Raw genomic sequence first — 18,465 nt, 5'->3', positions numbered from 1 at the left:
GTGCGGTTTCTCCTGCGCATCCAATTTCTTAAATTAAAGAACTGGGTCACGCGGAGTTCCGCGGCCGAACGAATCAAGGCCGCCAGTTTCGCCTGTCTAGGCCTCCTTTTCTTCGGCGGGCTCCACTGGGGTTTCTTTCGGTTTCTGACGGTCATCCGAAACGTGGAGTTGATCGGGGACCTGCTCCTCCTTAAAATTTTGGCCATGGCCTTCATGACCAGTTTCCTCATGATCATTTTCTCCAGCACCCTCGCCAGTTTTTCCACCCTGTTTTTCGCCCGGGACCTGTCCATGTTGGTCCACACCCCGCTTCCCTACCGGACCCTCTTTGCCTTCAAGTCCCTGGAGACGACGATTTTCTCCTCTTGGATGATGGTCATGTCCCTCCTCCCTTTCCTCGCCGCCTACGGCCAGGTGACGGGCCAGGGGCCGGCGTTCTACTTTCTTTTGACGGCCCTCGGGATCCCTTTCGTTTGGATCGCGAGCGCCCTGGGAATCGCCCTCTCCCTGGCGCTCATGTGCCTTTTCCCGGCCCGTCGGGTGCGGGACGTGATGCTGGTCTTGGCGGTTCTCATCTGCACGGGCCTTTTCCTCTGGGTCCGTTGGCTGGCCCCGGCGAAGTTCCTACGCGCCGACACCATGGAGTTTCTGATCCAGTACATCGCGCTTCTGGAAACGCCCACGGCGCCTTTTTTGCCCTCCTATTGGTTGGCCCAGGCCGTGGGCGGCTTCGCGGCCGGGCGGGTGGCGGACGCGCTCCAGTTCGGCGGAATTCTGGTGGGGACGGCGCTGGCGGTCACGGGGGGATTGCTCTATTTCGGCGAGAAAGCCTATTACGGGGGGTGGTCCTCCGCCCAAGAATCCCCCCGGCGCAACCGGCCCGCGCCGCTCGGTCGGGAATGGCGTTGGGTTCCGTCCCTCTTCGGCGTGCGGTTCCGGGCGTTCTTGGGCAAGGATTTGGCGGTCTTCCGTCGAGACTCCAACCAATGGTCCCAGCTCCTCATGCTCCTGTCCATCGTGGCCATCTATTTAATCAGCATCCGAAAATTGCCCCTGGACACCCGTTTTTTGCGGGGGCTGATCTCTTTCCTGAACATCGGCATGGTGGGGTTCGTCCTGGCGTCGGTGGGTCTTCGGTTCGTTTTTCCCGCGGTCAGCCTGGAGGGGAGAAGTTGGTGGGCCCTCCGGTCGGCCCCCATGGGCCTCTGGGAAATCCTCTGGGGAAAATTCCTGGGAGGGGTCGTCCCCATCGCGGCCATGGGGGTGGCCCTGGTGTGGGTGTCCAACGCTTTTTTGGGGGTGGACCGCTTCATCGTTTGGTTGTCCAACGGGACGGTCTTCGTCATGTCGATCACGCTGGCGGGGATGGGGGTGGGGTTCGGGGCTCTGTTCCCGCGGTTCGGCCTGGAGAACGTCGCCCAGATCCAAACGTCGGCCGGCGGACTTGTTTACATGGCGACCTCTCTTTTTTACGTGGGGGTCACCCTGGCCCTGGAGGCCGTGGTCGTCCGGGCTCACTATTTCTCCGGCCGATCCTTCGGAAATACGTCGGAAACCGTCTTCATCTTCACCGCGCTGGTCCTGCTCAATATCGTTGCCTTCACCACCCCCTTCCTGCTGGGAAAATTAAAGCTAGAACGCGCCGATCTGTAGGAAGAACACTTGGCGAGTTTTTTGTCCAGATTCCAACCGAAAAGGTAAAATAATCAACAGATCGGGTAGGAGGTGACCATGCGAGTGCGGTGGAGTCTGGTGGCGGCGGTGACGGCGGCCTTCGCGGTGGGCGCGGCGGCGTCGGGGTTGGTTCGGAGTTTCAAAAACGGGATGTACTACTCTTCCGTGACGGAGGAAGAACAGTTCCATTTCGATGAACGGGATGATTCCATGCGCTTTTCCCAGTATCGGAACGTGGCTTACGTTCCGCCCGAATACGGGAAACTGATCGGCATCACGGGGGGGCCCGGCGGCACTCTGTTTTGGTATGAAGACGCGGCGGGTATTGTTCGGAACATCCCGGTGGATTCCCAAAGACTTTTGGCCGTTAAACGGGAAGGCCGGCGATCCTCGTGACGGGGGCGGAAGAAACCCCCTATCCCCAGGAGGTGGAGCGCCGGACCCGGCGTGTGAACAAAACGCCTTTGCGGGATCAATGCCGCGTTTGCGGCGGCCCCATGGATCTTCATGTTCGCGGCCGGGACCGCCGCGTTGTCTGCCGAGGATGCCAAAAAAGCTCGGAACAGTGCGGCTGTCTTCCTCCTCCCGGCGCGCCCGGGGCTTGACCCCTGTCTCTCCGTCGGTAGGGGATCCTTCTTTTGATATAATGCGTATCGGTCTCCCATGAAAAACAAAGTCGAAGCTCTTTTGGATGACATTCGTCGCCGCGGGGATGCCGCCGTGGGGGCGGCTCTGCGCCGTTTCGACGGCGTGGACCGGCGGCCGTCGGAATGGCGAATTTCCGCCCTTCGCCTGCGGGAGGCGTTGAAAGCCCTTCCCTTGGAACGGCGCCGGGTGCTGGACGAGTGCGCCCTCCGCGTCCGACGATTTCACGAGGCCGAAAAGCGCCACGCGCCGCGGTCCTGGCGGGACCGGCGGGACGGGATCACGCTGGGGCAGGAGGTGCGACCCGTGGAAACCGCCGGGCTCTACGTGCCGGGAGGCCGGTTCGCTTATCCGTCCACCGTCCTCATGACGGCCATCCCGGCCCGGGTCGCCGGAGTACGGCGGGTGGTGATGTGCACCCCGCCTAAAAATCTGACGCAAGAAGTTTTGGCCGCGGCGGCCATGGCCGGGGTGGACGAAATTTTTTCAATCGGCGGCGTGGCCGCCGTGGGCGCCATGGCCTACGGAACGAAAACCGTTCCCGCCGTGGACCTGATCGTGGGCCCGGGAGGGGCCTGGGTGACCGAGGCCAAACGGCAGGTTTTCGGCGCTGTCGGGATCGATATGTTGGCGGGGCCCAGCGAAATTGTGATCGTGGCCGACCGCACGGCGCCGCCGGAAGCGGTCGCCGCCGACCTCATGGCCCAGGCGGAGCACGATCCCTTGGCCCGGGCCACGGTGGTTTCCAGCGAAGCCCGGGTTTTGGCCGCCGCGCGGGCGGCGGTTCTCCCGTCCCTTCGGCGCCAGTGCCGGTTCGTGAAAGCCTCGGGAAAGAAAGACGCCTTGGAGCGCGCCAACGGGTTGGCGCCCGAACACTTATCTTTGATGGTCCAGAATCCCGAGAGCTGGCTCCCGCTGGTTCGGAACGCGGGGGCGGTCTTCCTGGGATCTTCGTCTCCTGTGGCGGCGGGGGATTATTGGGCGGGGCCGTCCCATGTCCTGCCCACAGGACGGTCCGCGCGGTTCTCGTCCGGCCTGTCGATACAAACCTTTTTGAAACGAACGAGCGTGATTGGAGTGTCGCGGCGCGCCATGCAAAACGCGGCGCCCGTCATCGCCCAGTTCGCCGAGGCGGAGGGGCTGGCGCGTCACGCCGCCTCGGCCCGGGTTCGGGAGAAAATATGAAAAAACGAGCGGCAAAACGGGATCGCGTCACTTCGGAAACCGGCGTGCGCCTGCGGCTGGGCTTGGACGGACGGGGCCGGTATCGGGTGCGGACGACCCTCCCCTTTTTGGATCACATGCTGGAACTCTTTGCCAAACACGGAAACTTCGACCTGGAGGTGGCGGCCCAGGGGGACACCCACATCGACGATCACCACTTGGTGGAGGACATCGGCCTCACGCTGGGGGAAGCCCTGGTCGAAGCTCTGGGCGACAAACGCGGCATCGCGCGTTACGGCCAGGCGCTTAAAATCGGCCGGGCCCTGACGCCCATGGACGAAACATTGTCCTACGTCGCTTTGGATCTCTCGGGCCGGCCCTATTTCGATTGGAAGGTGAAATTTTCCGTTCAAAACAAGGCGCCGTTTTGTTTCGAGCTGTTGGAGGATTTTTTTCAGGCCATGGCCATGACGTCGAAAATGAACCTGCACATCAAGTTACTTCAGGGCCGGAACAACCACCACATTGCCGAATCGATTTTTAAAGGGTTCGGCCGCGCCCTGTCCCAGGCGGTCTCCATCGATCCTCGCCGGCTCTCCTCGGTTCCCTCCACGAAAGGAAGCCTGTGAGGCCGATTCGCGCAGGCGTTTTGGATTATGGCATGGGAAACCTGCGTTCGGTCGAGAAGGCCTTGGCCCAGGCGGGGGCGAAGGCTTTCGTTTCGGCGGACGCCAAAGTTTTAGAGCGGGCGGACCTTCTGGTGGTGCCGGGCGTGGGAGCTTTTGAATCGGCCATGGGCGTCCTTCGCAAGAAAAAACTCCATGGGTTCGTCAAAGAGTGGATCCAATCGGACCGACCCTATTTCGGGATTTGCCTGGGGCTTCAAATCCTTTTTGAGAAAAGCGAAGAGGCCCCCGGGGTTCGGGGCCTCGGCGTTCTGCCGGGGAAGGTGGTCAAGTTTCGTCTCAAATCCTCCCACCTCAAGGTGCCGCACATGGGGTGGAATGAGGTCCATCCCAAAGGATCGGCGACGGGCCTGGGGAAGGGCGTCCTGCCCGACTCGGCCCACTTCTATTTTGTCCACTCTTTTTATCCCCGGCCCGCGGATCGTTCACTGGTCTGGGCAACGACGCCCTACGGAGGCGAATTTTGTTCCGCGGTGGCCCGGGGAAACCTGGCGGCCACCCAGTTCCATCCGGAGAAGAGCGGCCCCAGGGGCCTTCGCTTTTTAAAGAACCTTCTCAGCCGTATTTCATCGACGAGGTGACCCATGCAAGTAATTCCCGCCATTGACATCAAAGCCGGTTCCGTCGTGCGCTTGATCCACGGGGACCCGAAACAACAGACCGTCTATTCCTCCGATCCCGTGGAAATGGCACGGCAATGGGTGGCCCAGGGCGCCCAGCGGCTCCATGTGGTGGATCTGGACGGCGCTTTCACGGGCCAGGCGGCGAACCTGGACTTGGTCTACCGGATCAAGGACGCGGTGAACGTCGTTGTCCAGTTCGGTGGCGGCCTTCGGGATCCCGAGACCGTGCGAAAGGTTTTGGAGAAAGGCGTCGGGCGCGCCATTGTCGGGACGGCCATCCTCAAATATCCCCAGTGGATCAAGTCCGCCATCGCGGAGTTCCCGGGTCGCCTGATGGCTTCCCTCGACGCCGTCAACGGCGAGGTCATGATCGAAGGGTGGCAGGCGGATTCCGGCCAGAGCCTGGCCGATGTCATCAAGCTGATCGATAACCTGGGCTTCCGGGAAATCGTTTACACCGACATCAAGCAAGACGGGACGCTCAAAGGACCCAACTTAAAATCCATCGAGGCCGTGCTCGGAATGACGCACATGGGCGTTTATGCCTCGGGCGGGATTTCGGGTTTGGCGGACATCCACGCGCTCAAAAGTTTGGAAGCCAAAGGGCTTCGCGGTTGCATTTTAGGCAAGGCTCTCTACGCGGGCAAGGTCACCCTTCCCGAAGCCATCGCCGCCGCCGGCTAAATGAAAAACGGCCTCACGCGACGGATCATCCCCTGCCTGGACGTCGACGCGGGCCGGGTGGTGAAAGGCACGAAGTTCCTGAACCTTCGGGACGCCGGAGATCCGGTGGCGGTGGCGCGCCGCTACAACGCCGAGGGGGCGGACGAGTTGGTTTTCCTGGACATCACGGCCTCCTCCAACCAGCGGGGCATTTTGCTGGAGGTCGTCCGCCGAACGGCCGAGCAGGTGTTCATCCCGTTGACGGTGGGGGGCGGGGTGCGGACCCTGGAGGATATCCGGGCCCTGCTGAACGCCGGGGCGGACAAGGTGTCGATCAATACGGCGGGCGTGCAACGTCCCGCTTTTTTTTCGGAGGCGTCGGCCCGCTTCGGGGCCCAGTGCATCGTGGCGGCCATGGACGCAAAAAGGCGGGGGCCCGGGCGTTGGGAAATCTACATCCACGGCGGGCGGACCGCCACGGGAAAAGATGCCTTGGCCTGGGCGCGGGAAACGGTGCGGCGGGGAGCGGGCGAGATCCTTTTGACCAGCATGGACGCGGACGGGACCAAAGCGGGTTACGACACGGAGATGTTGGCCGCTGTTTCCCGGGCGGTGACCGTCCCCGTGATCGCTTCCGGGGGGGCGGGGACGCCCCGTCATTTCGAGGACGCCTTCCGGGCCGGGGCCGACGCGGCGCTGGCGGCGTCGCTGTTCCATTTCAAAGAACTTTCGATTCAGAACTTAAAAAGATACTTGCGCCGGCGGGGAATCCCCATGCGCGCGGAGAGGAGAACCGGATGAACATCCCCGAGTGGGTCAACGAGGTGAAATACGACGACAAGGGGCTCGTGCCCGCGGTCGTCCAGGACGACAAAGACGGCACGGTGCTGATGGTCGCCTACATGAACCGGGAGGCGCTCTTGGAAACGCTGGAGCGCCGTCGCGGGGTTTTCTTCAGCCGGTCCCGCAACAAAATGTGGAGGAAGGGGGAAGAGAGCGGGAATTTTCAGGACGTCCGTTCCATGGCCCTGGACTGCGATAAAGATTGCGTCTTGATCCGTGTCCATCAAATCGGGGGCGCCGCCTGCCACACGGGCCGGAAATCCTGTTTTTTCCATCAGGTGACGACCGACCAGCGGCTCGAGCTCACCGGCGAAATTCTTTTTGACCCCAAGAAGGTTTACGGCAAGAAATAGACGATGATCCGCGTCCTGTATTTGACGGCGGTGGCGGTGGCGTTGGGTTTCCTGCTTCGGGCCTATGCCTTCGAGCGGATCGTGGTCGTGTCCGGTTCCATGGAACCTACCCTTCCGGTCGGAAAGACGGTTCTGGTGAATAAGTTTATTTATCGGCTCCGCCCTCCTCGCCACGGGGAGATCGTGACGTTCCCTTCTCCCGTGGAAAACCGCGAGCTCGTCAAGCGCATCATCGCCATGGAAGGGGACGAGGTTAAAATTGTTGAAAAACAGGTTCAGTTGAACGGCCGCCCCCTGCCGGAACCTTATGTCCAGCACACCCGCGCCGGCGAAAATTTGGTCGGGGACAACATGGAACTGGGTGTCGTTCCGGCGGGCCACGTGGTGGTGATGGGCGACAATCGGGACGAGTCCGGCGACAGCCGCGATTGGTTGGGTCCGACGGGCGGGCACATCCCCTTTGTGGCGGTGAAGACGATCGAAGGTAAATTGATGGTGGACCGATGATCTATCCGTCGCTCGCGGAATTTAAAACGTTGGCGCGCCGCCACTCGCTGGTTCCTCTCTGGGTGGAATGCCCAGGGGACGAGGTGACCCCCTTGGCGCTCTTCCACGCGCTCTACGCCAAGAGCCCCCAGTGTTTTCTGTTGGAAAGCGTGGAGGGGGGAGAGCATTTGGGGCGATATTCTTTCGCCGCCTTTGAACCCCGGATGGTCCTCCGGTCTCGGGCGGCCTCCTCTCCAGTGGTTTCGGCCACCGGCGTGGGTCCCCTGGAAGCCCTGCGGACGGCGCTGGCCCAGCGCCGCGCTCCCGAGGTTCGGGGCCTCCCTCGTTTTTACGGCGGCGCCGTGGGGTTCACCAGTTACGACATCCTCCGGCATTTCGAGCGGCTCCCCGCCCGGGCTTCGGACCCCTTGGGAGTCCCGGACTTCGTCTTCATGTTGACGGGGGACCTGTTCATCTTTGACCATGTGGCCCACACGATCCGCCTGGTCCGGACCGTCTCGGTGCCGCGCGGCGCCTCGGCGGAAAAAATGTACAAACAGACGGCCCGGGACTTGGTGTCTCGGGTGTCGCGTCTTCGTCCGCGGGCCGCGTCGTTGGTCCCGCTGGCCGCGGCGGAGCGGCGTCCCTTGGCCGCGAGCGCGGAAGATCGCGCTCGTTACGAGGAGGGCGTTCGCCGGGCCAAACGGTACATCGCCGCTGGCGATATTATCCAGGTGGTCCCCTCCCGTCGGGTTTCCAAGCGGGTCCAGGCCCATCCTCTCGAAATCTATCGGGCGCTCCGCCGCGTCAATCCCTCCCCCTATATGTATTTTTTCCGTGACGGAGACACCCAGGTGATCGGGTCCAGCCCCGAAATGCTCGTGCGGTTGGAGGACGGGCTGGCTGAAACCCGTCCCATCGCCGGGACCCGTTCCCGCGGCGCCACGCCCGAACTCGACGAGCGGTTGGCGCGGGAACTTTTGGCCGACCCCAAAGAACGGGCCGAGCACCTCATGCTGGTGGACCTGGCCCGAAACGATTTGGGCCGCGTCTCCCGCGCGGGGAGCGTGCGGGTGCCCGACTTCATGGCCATCGAACGCTACAGCCACGTCATGCACATCGTCTCCAAAGTGACGGGAACGCTGTTGCCGGGCCGGGACGCCTTCGATCTGTTCCGCGCCGTTTTCCCGGCGGGAACGCTTTCCGGGGCGCCCAAAATCCGCGCCATGGAAATCATTGAGGAAATTGAGTCGACCCGCCGGGGTCTCTATGGCGGCGCCATCGGGTATTTTTCTTACACGGGGAACATGGACATGGCCATCGCCATCCGGACCATTTTGATGCAGAAGGGCGTGGCCCACCTGCAAGCCGGGGCCGGGATCGTGGCCGATTCCATCCCCCGTAAAGAATTCGAGGAGACCCAAAGCAAAATGGCCGCCCTGGTCGCCGCTCTGCGGCTCGCTGGAGAAAAACTGTGATCTTGGTCATCGACAACTACGATTCCTTTACCTATAACCTCGTCCAGTATTTGGGGGAACTGGGCCAAGAGGTTCGCGTGGTTCGAAACGACGAGATTTCCATCGGAGAGATCCCGGGCCTGAACCCCACCCACCTCTTGATTTCCCCCGGCCCCTGCACGCCCAAGGAAGCCGGGATCTCCGTTCCGGTGATCCAGGCCTATGCGGGGAAACTTCCGATTTTGGGCGTCTGTCTCGGCCATCAGTCCCTGGGGTACGCCTTCGGGGGCAAAATCATCCGCGCCAAAAAACTGATGCACGGCAAAACCTCCCAAATCAAGCATGACGGGAAGGGCGTTTTCAAAGGGCTGAAAAATCCATTCACGGCCACGCGCTACCATTCGTTGGTCATTGAAAAAAAGACCTGCCCCCGTCATCTGATCGTGACCGCCACCAGCGAAGACGGCGAAATCATGGGCGTCCGCCACCGCACGATCCCCGCGCTGGAGGGCGTTCAGTTCCACCCCGAAAGCATTCTGACCGAAGGCGGAAAGGACCTGTTGAGGAATTTTCTTCGAATGAAAATTTAAATTGGCTCCTTCCCCCCCTGAGGGGGAAGGCCGGGATGGGGGGTGTCTTTGGGAACACAGACCGCTCGAAGCCTTCGAAAGAATCCCACCGAAGCCGAAAGAGTTCTTTGGCGAAGATTGCGCCGAAAAGGGATCGAGGGTCATCGGTTTAGGCGGCAACACCCCTTGGGACCCTTCGTCGTTGATTTTGTTTGTTTGGAAGAAAAACTTATCGTAGAAGTTGATGGGGGCCAACATTCGGTGGATGTTTCGGCGGATGCGAAAAGATCCTTCTGGCTGGAGAAAAGCGGGTACAAGGTCATTCGATTTTGGAACCACGAAGTTATTCAAAACCTGGAAACGGTGCTTGAAATGGTTCGATTGTCTCTAGAGCGATCAAACGATACCCCCCTCCTTTCTCCTCCCCCTCAAGGGGGGAGGACGCCGACCCCTTTATGATTCAGGCGGGGTTGGTCAAGTTGGTGGAAAAAACGGATCTGACCTTTGATGAGGCCCGGGAATCCGTGTCCGAAATCTTTTCCGGCCACGTTCCGGCCTCCCAGGTGGCCGGGTTTCTGATCGCGCTTCGGATGAAGGGCGAGACGGTGGATGAAATCGCCGGGGCCGCGGAGGCCATGCGGGGCGCGGCCACGCGGATCCATCTTCCGGAGGCCCCGGTCATCGCGGACACCTGCGGGACGGGGGGGGACAAACAGGGAAGTTTCAATATTTCCACTGCGGCGGCGTTCGTGGTGGCCGGGGCCGGTTTCACGGTGGCTAAGCACGGGAACCGTTCCATCTCGTCGGCTTGCGGAAGCGCCGATGTGTTGGAGGCTCTCGGGGTAAAAATCGATCCGCCGGTGGCGGTCGTTGAGCGGTGCTTGAAAGAGATCGGCATCGGCTTCCTTTTCGCTCCGGCGTTCCACCCCGCCATGAAGCACGCCATGCCCGTTCGCCGGGAATTGGGGGTTCGGACGGTGTTCAATTTGTTGGGCCCGCTGACGAACCCGGCGGGAGCCAATGCCCAGGTGATCGGGGTGTTTTCCGATAAGATGGTGGAGGCGATGGCCCAGGTTTTAGTGCGGTTGGGAACCCGGCATTCCATGGTGGTCCACGGCGCCGGGCATGACGAAATCACGCTGTTCGGGAAGACCACGGTGGTGGAAATCGTCGACGGCCGTCTTCATCGGAAAACGCTGACCCCGGGAGATTTTGGGTTCAAGCGCCATTCGGCGGCCGCTTTGAGGGGAGGGGACAAAGAGGAAAACGCCGGCATCCTTCGACGGATTTTAGCCGGCGAAGCTGGACCCCAACGGGATGCGGTAGTGGCCAACGCCGCGGCGGCGATTCTGGTGGCCAGCCGGGCCGCCGGGCATCGGAACGTGAAAACCCTGAAACAGGCTCGCCTCGTGGCGGAACATTCCATCGATTCCGGCGCGGCCAAAGAAAAACTTGAGAAACTGGTCCTTTTGAGCCAAGGGTCTCCCGCGTGACAATGGTTTTGAATCCCATTGTCCGGGCGACACGTTCAGCCCTTGTTCAACGGAGGGAGCGGGTTCCCTTAAACGAGCTTGAAAAATTGGCGCGTCGCGCGTCGCGCCCCCGTTCTTTTTCCGCCGCGTTGACCCGAGGCGGGGTGTCTCTGATCGCCGAACTGAAGGCCAAAAGCCCTTCCGCCGGGATTCTTCGCTCAAGATATGACGTGGCCGCGGGAGCTCGGGCCTACACCCGGGCGGGGGCCCGGGCGTTGTCCATCCTGACCGAACCTCGATTCTTCGGGGGAAAACTCGAACACCTGGGGTTGGCTCGACAGGCCTCGGGGCTTCCGGTCCTTCGCAAGGATTTCATTGTGGACCCCTATCAGGTGGTGGAGGCCCGTGCCCACGGGGCGGACGCCGTCTTATTGATCGTTCGCCTGTTGACGGATTGGGAACTGGGAATGTTGCAGTCGTTGGCCCACGATTTCAGCATGGAGGCGTTGGTGGAAATTCACGACGCGGCGGAATTAAAAAGAGCGGAAAAAATCGGCGCGCGACTGATCGGGATCAACAGCCGGAATTTGGATACCCTGGCTATGGACCCCAGGGCCTTTGAAAAATGGGTTCCTCGGGCGCCCCAGGGCGCCGTTCTGGTGGCCGAGAGCGGGATTAAAACGGCCGCGGACGTTCACCGGTTGGCGGCGCTCGGAGTGAACGCCATGTTGGTGGGGGAATCTTTGTTAAAACAAAAAAATCTCGAAAGCGCGGCCCGGGTCCTCACGACCGCCGGAAAGGACTGACATGTCGACCAAAGTGAAAATCTGCGGGATCACCAACGAAGAAGACGCCACCTGGGCGGTGAACCTGGGGGCCCACTATCTCGGGCTGAACTTTTACAAGGACAGCCCTCGCAAGGTGTCCCCCGACCTGGCCGCCCGGATCGCAAAAAAAGTGCCTTCCTTCGTCCCGACCATCGGCGTCTTTGTGGACCAGGGACCCGCCGAGATCGTCAAAATCGCGAAGAAGGTGGGCCTGGGGGGGATCCAACTGCACGGGGAGCAGACGCCCGACGATTGCCGAGCCATCGCCGGCGAGTTGGAGGTTTTGCTCATCAAAGCGTTCCGCGTGGCGGAAGAAAAAGACTTGGACCCTTTGGCGGCCTACAAGGACGTGGTGGGGTATTTCCTCCTGGACACGCGCGTGGAAGGGTTGGCCGGCGGCACGGGTCAAACGTTTCCCTGGGACCTGGCGGTTCGCGCCCGCGCCTTCGGGAAGCCGGTCTTTTTGGCCGGCGGTTTGACGCCCGAGAACGTGGCCCAGGCCATCGAGACCGCCCAACCTTTCGCGGTGGACGTGGCCAGCGGAGTCGAAAAGTCTCCCAAACGGAAGGACTACGAAAAAATGAAGAAATTCATTGAAGAGGTCAAGTATGCCTGATCGCTTTCCTCGTCTGAAGGATCTTCCCGACCGTCGGGGCTATTTCGGGGAGTATGGCGGCCGGTTCGTTCCGGAAACCCTGGTGGGGCCGCTGGAGGAACTGGAAGCGGCTTTCCGAAAATTTCGACGGGATCCGGCGTTTCATCGGGAATTATCGGGCCTTCTTAAAAACTTTGCCGGGCGGCCCACGCCGCTCCTGTTCGCCAAAAACTTGACGGACCGTTTGGGGGGGCCGCGCCTCTATTTGAAGCGGGAAGACCTCTGCCACACCGGGGCCCACAAAGTGAACAACACCCTGGGCCAGTGCCTTTTGGCGAAACGGCTGGGAAAAACCCGCGTCATCGCCGAAACCGGCGCTGGCCAGCACGGGGTGGGCACCGCCACCGCCTGCGCTCTTTTGGGTCTTTCCTGCGAGGTCTACATGGGAGCCGAGGACATGGAGCGCCAGGCGTTAAACGTTTTTCGGATGCGGAGCATGGGGGCCACGGTCATTCCCGTTCGCTCGGGTTCCCGCACGCTGAAAGACGCGATCAACGAGGCCATGCGGGATTGGGTGACCAACGTTCGAACAACTTTTTACTGCATCGGGTCGGTGGTGGGTCCGCACCCTTACCCCTGGATGGTGCGGGAGTTTCAAAGCGTCATCGGTCGGGAAACCATGCAACAGCACCGCGCCGCGGCGGGCCGCGACCCGGACGCCCTGGTGGCGTGCGTGGGCGGCGGATCCAACGCCATCGGCCTCTTCGCCCCGTTTTACGATCACCCCCGGGTTCGGTTCTACGGGGTGGAGGCCGGAGGCGAGGGCCTGAAAACGGGCCGCCACGCGGCCACTCTCTGCGCCGGATCGCCTGGGGTTTTACACGGAGCGCGTACCTACGTCATGCAGGACGCCGACGGCCAGGTGTCGGCCACCCATTCGATTTCAGCGGGGTTGGATTATCCCGCCGTGGGCCCCGAACACGCGTTTTATAAAGATTCGGGCCGCGCCACCTACGTGGCCGCCACGGACGCCGAGGCCCTGGCCGGGTTCAAACTTCTGAACGAAACCGAGGGCCTCTCCCCTGCCCTGGAATCCGCCCACGCCGTGGGTTTCCTTCCCCGCTTGGCCCGGCGCATGAAAAAAAACCAATCCGTGGTGCTTGGCCTTTCCGGCCGAGGCGACAAAGACATGGCCCACCTTCAAACCCTGCTGGGACTCGCAGGGGCCATTCCCTCCGTTTCACCTTCCAAATAAAGATTTAATTACAAAACTTGAAGTTTTAAAGAATCCCTTGCGAGCGACTTTTCGGCCCACAGGCGGCTTCTTTGGGGAAATCCGGTAAGGAGGGGTCGTCTGTCCCGTGGCCCCCCAAGGGCAGCACAAAACAAATCACTTTGCGATAGAAAGCTAAAGCGCTAAAAATCGTCCTTTGACTCGGGGGAGGGGAGAGCGTTACCTCAGTGGGTTCATCGTCAAGATTTTCCGGGCGATGTCGGGGTGTTTGGCGATGAAACGCATTTCTTCTTCCACCAGGGGTTTCTGGTTGTGCACGTTCGCGTAGCGGGCCAATTCCAGGATTCGGGTGGCTTCGTCATCGTCCTTGAACGCGATTTCCATTTTTTCGTAGACGTTTCGGAAGCCCTTGATCCCGGAATATTCGCCCACGGTGATCTGCCGGCCGGTTTCAATGATTTCGGGTTCGCCCCGGCCCAGTTCGTCGTAATCGTAGAGTTCGTAGTTCCGTCGGTCTTTCAGCGCGCCGTCCGCGTGAATGCCGGATTCATGCGCGAAGGCGTTGGCCCCGACCCCGGGCTGATTGATGGGGATCGGAACGTCGAAAGCGTAGGAGGCGTATTTGCAGGTGCGCCAGGCCTCTTTCAAGCGTATGCGGGGGTCCAACTCATACTTTCCCTCAACGCCGCTGGCGTGACGCAGGGCCAAAATGACGGCCACCATGTCGGCGTTCCCGGCGCGTTCGCCGATCCCGTTGACGGTGGTGTTGATGTGCACGTCCACTCCCGCGTCCACGGCGGCCATGGCGCCCGCCACCGAGTTGGCCACCACCATCCCGAGGTCGTTGTGGCAGTGCATCTCCAAGGGGATCCCCACCGCGCGCGCTAGCACCGTGATCCGCTGGTGAATGCTGAAGGGGGAATCGTACCCCAGGGTATCACAGTAGCGGATGCGGTCGGCCCCAGCGGCCTTGGCCGCGAGGGCGAAGCGGGTCAGGTAATTGATGTCGGTCCGGGAGGCGTCTTCGGCGTTGACCCCGATGGACTTCGCCCCTTTTTTCCGGGCCAGCTTGACGGCCGAGACCATCTCTTTAATGATCGACTCGTGGTCCAATTTTCCCCGGAACTTATGTCGGATCATTTGTTCCGAGGTCGATATGGACAAATTGAGATGCTCGATTTTGGGTATCCGTTTGAAGGTTTCCTTCACGTCCTCTTCAATGGCCCGGATCCACCCCGAGAGACGCATGGAGCCGAACACCTTCTGCTCGGCCAGTTCCAAGTTGGCGTTCAAATAATTGGTTTCGTGGTGCGTCAGTGGGAAACCGAATTCCGTCTGGTGAATCCCCAGGCGGGACAGGTGAAGGTTCAAAACAGTTTTTTGCAATTTGGAGAGGCAAATGCGGGAGGTCTGCACTCCGTCGCGGTTGGTCACGTCCAGAAGAAATATTTTCGGCATGGGGTGTCCTTAATTGATTCGGAATTTCCTCGGGCTTCCCAAGGGAGGCGCCATTCTACGAATTTTTTTGACAAATGGCTTGCTCTCCGCCACCGCATTTTCAGGCTCTTGTGTTTTAGCGGGGCGGGTGTGGTATAATATCCCATCAATCGAAAACGGCGGACAACGACGTTCGCCGGTCAACCACGCAAGACGATCAATGGGGATGATTTAAACTCCCGGGCTTGGCCCGAGGAGACACTTCTTTTCAAGTGAGGTATTTTATGTCCACCAAAGTCAGCGCGCTCCATTCCTCCAACGGGCGGTCCGTTTCCGCGGAACCGTCTCTTTTCGAGCTTTTTGGGTCCAATGTGTTTTCAGACCGGGAAATGAAAAAGCGTCTTCCTAAAAACACCTACGCCGCTCTCCGCAAGGTGATGGAAGGCGGGGCGGAGCTCACGTTGGACGTTGCCAACGTCGTGGCCGAAGCCATGAAAAACTGGGCCCTTGAGAAAGGGGCGACGCATTACACCCACTGGTTCCAGCCTTTGACCGGCAAGACGGCCGAAAAACACGACAGTTTCCTGGAGCCCAAGGCCGATGGATCCGCCATCGCCGTTTTCTCCGGCAAAGCGCTCATCAAAGGCGAACCGGACGCGTCCAGCTTCCCGTCGGGAGGCATTCGCGCCACCTTTGAAGCCCGGGGCTACACCGCTTGGGACACCACCTCCCCGGCCTTCCTTAAAGAGGATTCCGCCGGAAACGCCACCTTGACGATTCCCACGGCCTTCGTCAGCTATACTGGGGAGGCCCTCGACAAAAAAACCCCGCTTCTCCGTTCCATGGAAGCCCTGGCCCGCCAAGCGGTCCGCGTGCTCCGCGCTCTCGGGAACAAGAAGTCCAAACGCGTGATAACGACGGTCGGACCGGAGCAGGAGTATTTCCTGATCGACAAGGCCTACTTCGACAACCGCACGGACCTGGTGCTCGCCGGACGGACGCTCTTCGGCGCTCCTCCTCCCAAGGGTCAGGAATTGGAAGACCAGTATTTCGGCGCCATTAAGGACCGCATCGCCAAGTTCATGCGGGACCTGGACATCGAACTGTGGAAAATGGGGATTTCCTCCAAAACCAAGCACAACGAAGTGGCGCCCGCGCAGTTTGAAATGGCGCCGATCTTCTCCATGTCCAGCATCGCCGCCGACCACAACCAACTCGTGATGGAGACCATGCAGAAGGTGGCGCTTCGAAACGGCCTCGTCTGCCTGCTCTACGAAAAGCCCTTCGCGGGCGTCAACGGGTCCGGCAAGCACAACAATTGGTCCATGGCCACCGACGACGGATTGAACCTCTTGGAGCCCGGCTTCACGCCCCACGACAACGAACAGTTCCTCGTGTTCCTGGCCGCGACGCTCACCGCCGTGGACCGCCACGCGGACATGCTCCGCGCCGGTGCCGCCAACCCCGGCAACGACCTTCGCCTGGGCGCCAACGAAGCCCCGCCCGCCATCATCTCGGTCTTCATGGGCGACCAGTTGACCGAGGTTTTGACCAACATCGCCGAAGGCAAAAAAACCGAGTCCAAGGGCCAGCAGTTCATGACCATCGGGGTCGATACCTTGCCCAAACTGGCGCTGGACAACTCCGACCGCAACCGGACCTCGCCCTTCGCCTTCACGGGCAACAAGTTCGAGTTCCGCATGGTGCCCTCCTCCATGTCCATCGCCGACGCCAACATGGTGTTGAACACCATCGTGGCGGAATCCTGGACGAGATCGCCACCCGCCTGGAGAAAGCCACGGACCTGGAAAAAGAAGTGACCGCCATCGTCCGCGAAGTGATGAAAAAACACGGCCGGGTGATCTTCAACGGCAATAACTATTCGGACGATTGGGTGAAGGAAGCCGCCAAACGGGGCCTTCCGAACATCACGTCCTCCATCGAAGCCTACGGGGCGCTCGCCGACGACGTGGCCGTGGCGCTCTTCGAGAAATACAAGGTGCTTTCGGCGCGGGAACTCCACTCCCGCTACGAAATCAGCCTGGAACAATACGCCAAACACATCAACATCGAGGCCCGTTGCGCCATTGCCATGGCGAAAAACGAGTATCTCCCCGCGGTGATCTCCTACACCGGCGAGCTGGCCGAGACGGTGAACGCCCTCAAGGCCGCCGGCGCGGACGTGAAGGTCCAAGCGGCGCTTTTGGAAAAAGTGAACGGTCTCTTGGCTTCCGCCGCGAAGAAAACGGCCGCCCTGGAAGCCGCCACCGCCAAGGCGAACGCCGTGGACGACGCGCACAAAAAGGCCGAGGCCTTCCACGACAACGTCTTCACCGCTCAGGCGGACCTTCGTTCGGACATCGACGCGCTGGAATCCATCCTTCCCCGCGATCTTTGGCCCGTCCCCACCTACCAGGAGATGCTGTTCGATCTCTAAACGGCATCTTAAAGGTTTGACCGAGGGCCGTCCCAAAACACCGGGACGGCCCTCGTCGTTTGGCCGAATGATATTTGACAGAGGTTCCCGGGGTGACTATGATAGGGAGATGCCCGACGTCAATCCCGAAGAGATTCACGAGAAGTTGGACCGCGCGAAGAGCGCTTTGGCCCAGCTGGGGAGGTTTCTTTGACGTCGGTGCCGCCCGCGATCGTCTGAAGGTCCTTGAACAGGAGGCCGTGAAGCCCGCGTTCTGGTCCGACCAGGCGGCGGCCCAAAAAACCCTCCGGGAGACCAACGGCCTTAAAACCACCATCCAAAAGTTCGAGGGACTCGAACGCTCTCTCGGGGATCTGAACGCCTTGGAGGAACTGGCCGGGGAGTTCGGGGGGGAGGCCGAGTGGGGCGAACTGACACGGGGGCTTTCCGCCTTGGATTCGTCCACGGAGGAAATGATGTTCCGGGCCAAGCTGTCCGGGCCCCTGGACGCCAAAAACGCCATCGTCTCCCTCCACGCGGGGGCGGGGGGAACCGAATCCTGCGACTGGACGGAGATGCTCTTCCGCATGTTCACCCGGTGGGCCGAGCGGAACGGGTTCACCGTGACTGTCACGAATTTAATGCCGGGCGACGGAGCGGGATTCAAAAGGGCGGAGTTTCTGGTGACCGGGGAATTCGCCTACGGGCATTTGAAATCGGAGTCCGGCGTTCACCGCCTGGTCCGGATCTCTCCCTTCGACGCCAACGCCCGCCGCCACACGTCCTTCGCCGCCTGCGACGTGATCCCCGAAATCGACGACGACATTCCCATCGAGATCAAAGAGGCCGACCTGAAAGTGGACACGTTCCGTTCGGGCGGGGCCGGCGGCCAGCACGTCAACAAGACCGAATCGGCCGTTCGCTTCACCCATCTTCCGACGGGGCTCATCGTTTCTTCCCAAGTGGAGCGAAGCCAGCACAAAAATCGCGCCATGTGCATCAAGCTCTTGAAGGCCAAGTTGTATAATCTCCAATTGGAAAAACAACGCGCGCTGACCGAAAAACATTACGACGATAAGGGCGACATCGCTTGGGGCAACCAAATTCGCTCCTACGTTTTCATGCCCTACCAGTTGGTGAAAGACACGCGGAGCGGTTATGAGACCAGCCAGGTTCAAGCGGTGATGGACGGGGATTTGAACCCTTTCATCCACGCCTATCTGGAATGGAAGCTGTCCGGAGCCCCGCCGCGCAAATCGGCCCTTGAAAATTAGCTGTTCACCCCCTATAATGGCGGTGCGCCGAAGGCGACCCCCGCGAG

The 18,465-nt window shown here is 60.9% G+C and carries 18 protein-coding genes and 1 pseudogene; 18 read left to right on the top strand and 1 reads right to left on the bottom strand.

Features of this window, described 5'->3' with window-relative positions; genetic code table 11:
* The 16 genes from IPP35_04570 to trpB all read left to right on the top strand — a co-directional run bounded on the left by IPP35_04570 (nt 1) and on the right by trpB (nt 13,312).
* Nucleotides 1-1,653 (top strand): hypothetical protein, encoded by a 1,653-nt coding sequence (locus IPP35_04570; GenBank protein ID MBL0058377.1) that lies wholly within the window; start codon nt 1-3, stop codon nt 1,651-1,653.
* 78 nt (nt 1,654-1,731) lie between these two features.
* Entirely contained in the window at nt 1,732-2,070 is a 339-nt protein-coding gene (locus tag IPP35_04565; protein ID MBL0058376.1) for a hypothetical protein, read from the top strand.
* A 267-nt stretch (nt 2,071-2,337) separates the two neighbouring features.
* Nucleotides 2,338-3,504, top strand: a complete 1,167-nt coding sequence (hisD, locus tag IPP35_04560; protein ID MBL0058375.1) for a histidinol dehydrogenase — start codon at nt 2,338-2,340, stop codon at nt 3,502-3,504.
* Complete coding sequence (hisB, locus tag IPP35_04555; GenBank protein MBL0058374.1) at nt 3,501-4,112, top strand: imidazoleglycerol-phosphate dehydratase HisB; 612 nt, start codon at nt 3,501-3,503, stop codon at nt 4,110-4,112. The genes hisD and hisB overlap by 4 nt, the downstream gene beginning before the upstream one ends.
* A 32-nt stretch (nt 4,113-4,144) precedes the next feature.
* Nucleotides 4,145-4,750 (top strand): imidazole glycerol phosphate synthase subunit HisH, encoded by a 606-nt coding sequence (gene hisH, locus IPP35_04550; GenBank protein ID MBL0058373.1) that lies wholly within the window; start codon nt 4,145-4,147, stop codon nt 4,748-4,750.
* A gap of 3 nt (nt 4,751-4,753) precedes the next feature.
* Entirely contained in the window at nt 4,754-5,476 is a 723-nt protein-coding gene (gene hisA / locus IPP35_04545) for a 1-(5-phosphoribosyl)-5-[(5-phosphoribosylamino)methylideneamino]imidazole-4-carboxamide isomerase (GenBank protein ID MBL0058372.1), read from the top strand.
* Complete coding sequence (gene hisF / locus IPP35_04540) at nt 5,477-6,256, top strand: imidazole glycerol phosphate synthase subunit HisF (protein ID MBL0058371.1); 780 nt, start codon at nt 5,477-5,479, stop codon at nt 6,254-6,256.
* 2 nt (nt 6,257-6,258) lie between these two features.
* Nucleotides 6,259-6,651, top strand: a complete 393-nt coding sequence (hisI, locus tag IPP35_04535; protein ID MBL0058370.1) for a phosphoribosyl-AMP cyclohydrolase — start codon at nt 6,259-6,261, stop codon at nt 6,649-6,651.
* A 3-nt stretch (nt 6,652-6,654) separates the two neighbouring features.
* Nucleotides 6,655-7,158 (top strand): signal peptidase I, encoded by a 504-nt coding sequence (gene lepB, locus IPP35_04530; GenBank protein MBL0058369.1) that lies wholly within the window; start codon nt 6,655-6,657, stop codon nt 7,156-7,158.
* Entirely contained in the window at nt 7,155-8,615 is a 1,461-nt protein-coding gene (gene trpE / locus IPP35_04525; protein MBL0058368.1) for an anthranilate synthase component I, read from the top strand. The genes lepB and trpE overlap by 4 nt, the downstream gene beginning before the upstream one ends.
* Nucleotides 8,612-9,184 (top strand): aminodeoxychorismate/anthranilate synthase component II, encoded by a 573-nt coding sequence (locus tag IPP35_04520; protein ID MBL0058367.1) that lies wholly within the window; start codon nt 8,612-8,614, stop codon nt 9,182-9,184. Before trpE ends, IPP35_04520 begins: the two co-directional genes overlap by 4 nt.
* Nucleotides 9,185-9,232: 48 nt before the next feature.
* Complete coding sequence (locus IPP35_04515) at nt 9,233-9,622, top strand: endonuclease domain-containing protein (GenBank protein ID MBL0058366.1); 390 nt, start codon at nt 9,233-9,235, stop codon at nt 9,620-9,622.
* Nucleotides 9,619-10,656, top strand: coding sequence for an anthranilate phosphoribosyltransferase (gene trpD / locus IPP35_04510; protein ID MBL0058365.1), 1,038 nt, complete (start codon nt 9,619-9,621; stop codon nt 10,654-10,656). Before IPP35_04515 ends, trpD begins: the two co-directional genes overlap by 4 nt.
* Nucleotides 10,653-11,441 (top strand): indole-3-glycerol phosphate synthase TrpC, encoded by a 789-nt coding sequence (gene trpC, locus IPP35_04505; GenBank protein ID MBL0058364.1) that lies wholly within the window; start codon nt 10,653-10,655, stop codon nt 11,439-11,441. Before trpD ends, trpC begins: the two co-directional genes overlap by 4 nt.
* Nucleotide 11,442: 1 nt before the next feature.
* Nucleotides 11,443-12,078 carry a phosphoribosylanthranilate isomerase gene (locus IPP35_04500; protein ID MBL0058363.1) on the top strand — a complete coding sequence of 212 codons (636 nt, stop codon included), beginning with the start codon at nt 11,443-11,445 and terminating at the stop codon, nt 12,076-12,078.
* A complete protein-coding gene (gene trpB / locus IPP35_04495) occupies nt 12,071-13,312 on the top strand; it encodes a tryptophan synthase subunit beta (protein ID MBL0058362.1) in 1,242 nt (413 codons plus the stop codon). The genes IPP35_04500 and trpB overlap by 8 nt, the downstream gene beginning before the upstream one ends.
* 198 nt (nt 13,313-13,510) lie before the next feature.
* Here trpB and IPP35_04490 read toward each other — a convergent pair whose 3' ends face one another.
* Nucleotides 13,511-14,749, bottom strand: a complete 1,239-nt coding sequence (locus tag IPP35_04490; GenBank protein MBL0058361.1) for a homocitrate synthase — start codon at nt 14,747-14,749, stop codon at nt 13,511-13,513.
* Nucleotides 14,750-15,012: 263 nt separating this feature from the next.
* Between IPP35_04490 and IPP35_04485 the strand changes: the two are divergent.
* Nucleotides 15,013-17,165, top strand: a pseudogene (locus IPP35_04485) (glutamine synthetase III).
* 98 nt (nt 17,166-17,263) lie between these two features.
* Complete coding sequence (gene prfB / locus IPP35_04480) at nt 17,264-18,418, top strand: peptide chain release factor 2 (protein ID MBL0058360.1); 1,155 nt, start codon at nt 17,264-17,266, stop codon at nt 18,416-18,418.
* Nucleotides 18,419-18,465: the final 47 nt, after the last annotated feature.

This window comes from Elusimicrobiota bacterium (genome assembly GCA_016721625.1).
Lineage (GTDB): Bacteria > Elusimicrobiota > Elusimicrobia > FEN-1173 > FEN-1173 > JADKHR01.
The sequence above is the reverse complement of the archived record's forward strand: the minus strand, read 5'-3'. Positions and strand labels throughout refer to the sequence as shown.

Excerpts from the sequence above, each read along its gene's own strand:
- trpE (MBL0058368.1), top strand. The coding sequence starts at position 7,155 with ATGATCTATCCGTCGCTCGCGGAATTTAAAACGTTGGCGCGCCGCCAC.
- hisB (MBL0058374.1), top strand. The coding sequence starts at position 3,501 with ATGAAAAAACGAGCGGCAAAACGGGATCGCGTCACTTCGGAAACCGGC.
- trpD (MBL0058365.1), top strand. The coding sequence starts at position 9,619 with ATGATTCAGGCGGGGTTGGTCAAGTTGGTGGAAAAAACGGATCTGACC.
- IPP35_04565 (MBL0058376.1), top strand. The coding sequence starts at position 1,732 with ATGCGAGTGCGGTGGAGTCTGGTGGCGGCGGTGACGGCGGCCTTCGCG.
- lepB (MBL0058369.1), top strand. The coding sequence starts at position 6,655 with ATGATCCGCGTCCTGTATTTGACGGCGGTGGCGGTGGCGTTGGGTTTC.
- hisD (MBL0058375.1), top strand. The coding sequence starts at position 2,338 with ATGAAAAACAAAGTCGAAGCTCTTTTGGATGACATTCGTCGCCGCGGG.
- trpB (MBL0058362.1), top strand. The coding sequence starts at position 12,071 with ATGCCTGATCGCTTTCCTCGTCTGAAGGATCTTCCCGACCGTCGGGGC.
- hisA (MBL0058372.1), top strand. The coding sequence starts at position 4,754 with ATGCAAGTAATTCCCGCCATTGACATCAAAGCCGGTTCCGTCGTGCGC.
- IPP35_04500 (MBL0058363.1), top strand. The coding sequence starts at position 11,443 with ATGTCGACCAAAGTGAAAATCTGCGGGATCACCAACGAAGAAGACGCC.
- hisF (MBL0058371.1), top strand. The coding sequence starts at position 5,477 with ATGAAAAACGGCCTCACGCGACGGATCATCCCCTGCCTGGACGTCGAC.
- hisH (MBL0058373.1), top strand. The coding sequence starts at position 4,145 with ATGGGAAACCTGCGTTCGGTCGAGAAGGCCTTGGCCCAGGCGGGGGCG.
- IPP35_04490 (MBL0058361.1), bottom strand. The coding sequence starts at position 14,749 with ATGCCGAAAATATTTCTTCTGGACGTGACCAACCGCGACGGAGTGCAG.
- prfB (MBL0058360.1), top strand. The coding sequence starts at position 17,264 with ATGATAGGGAGATGCCCGACGTCAATCCCGAAGAGATTCACGAGAAGT.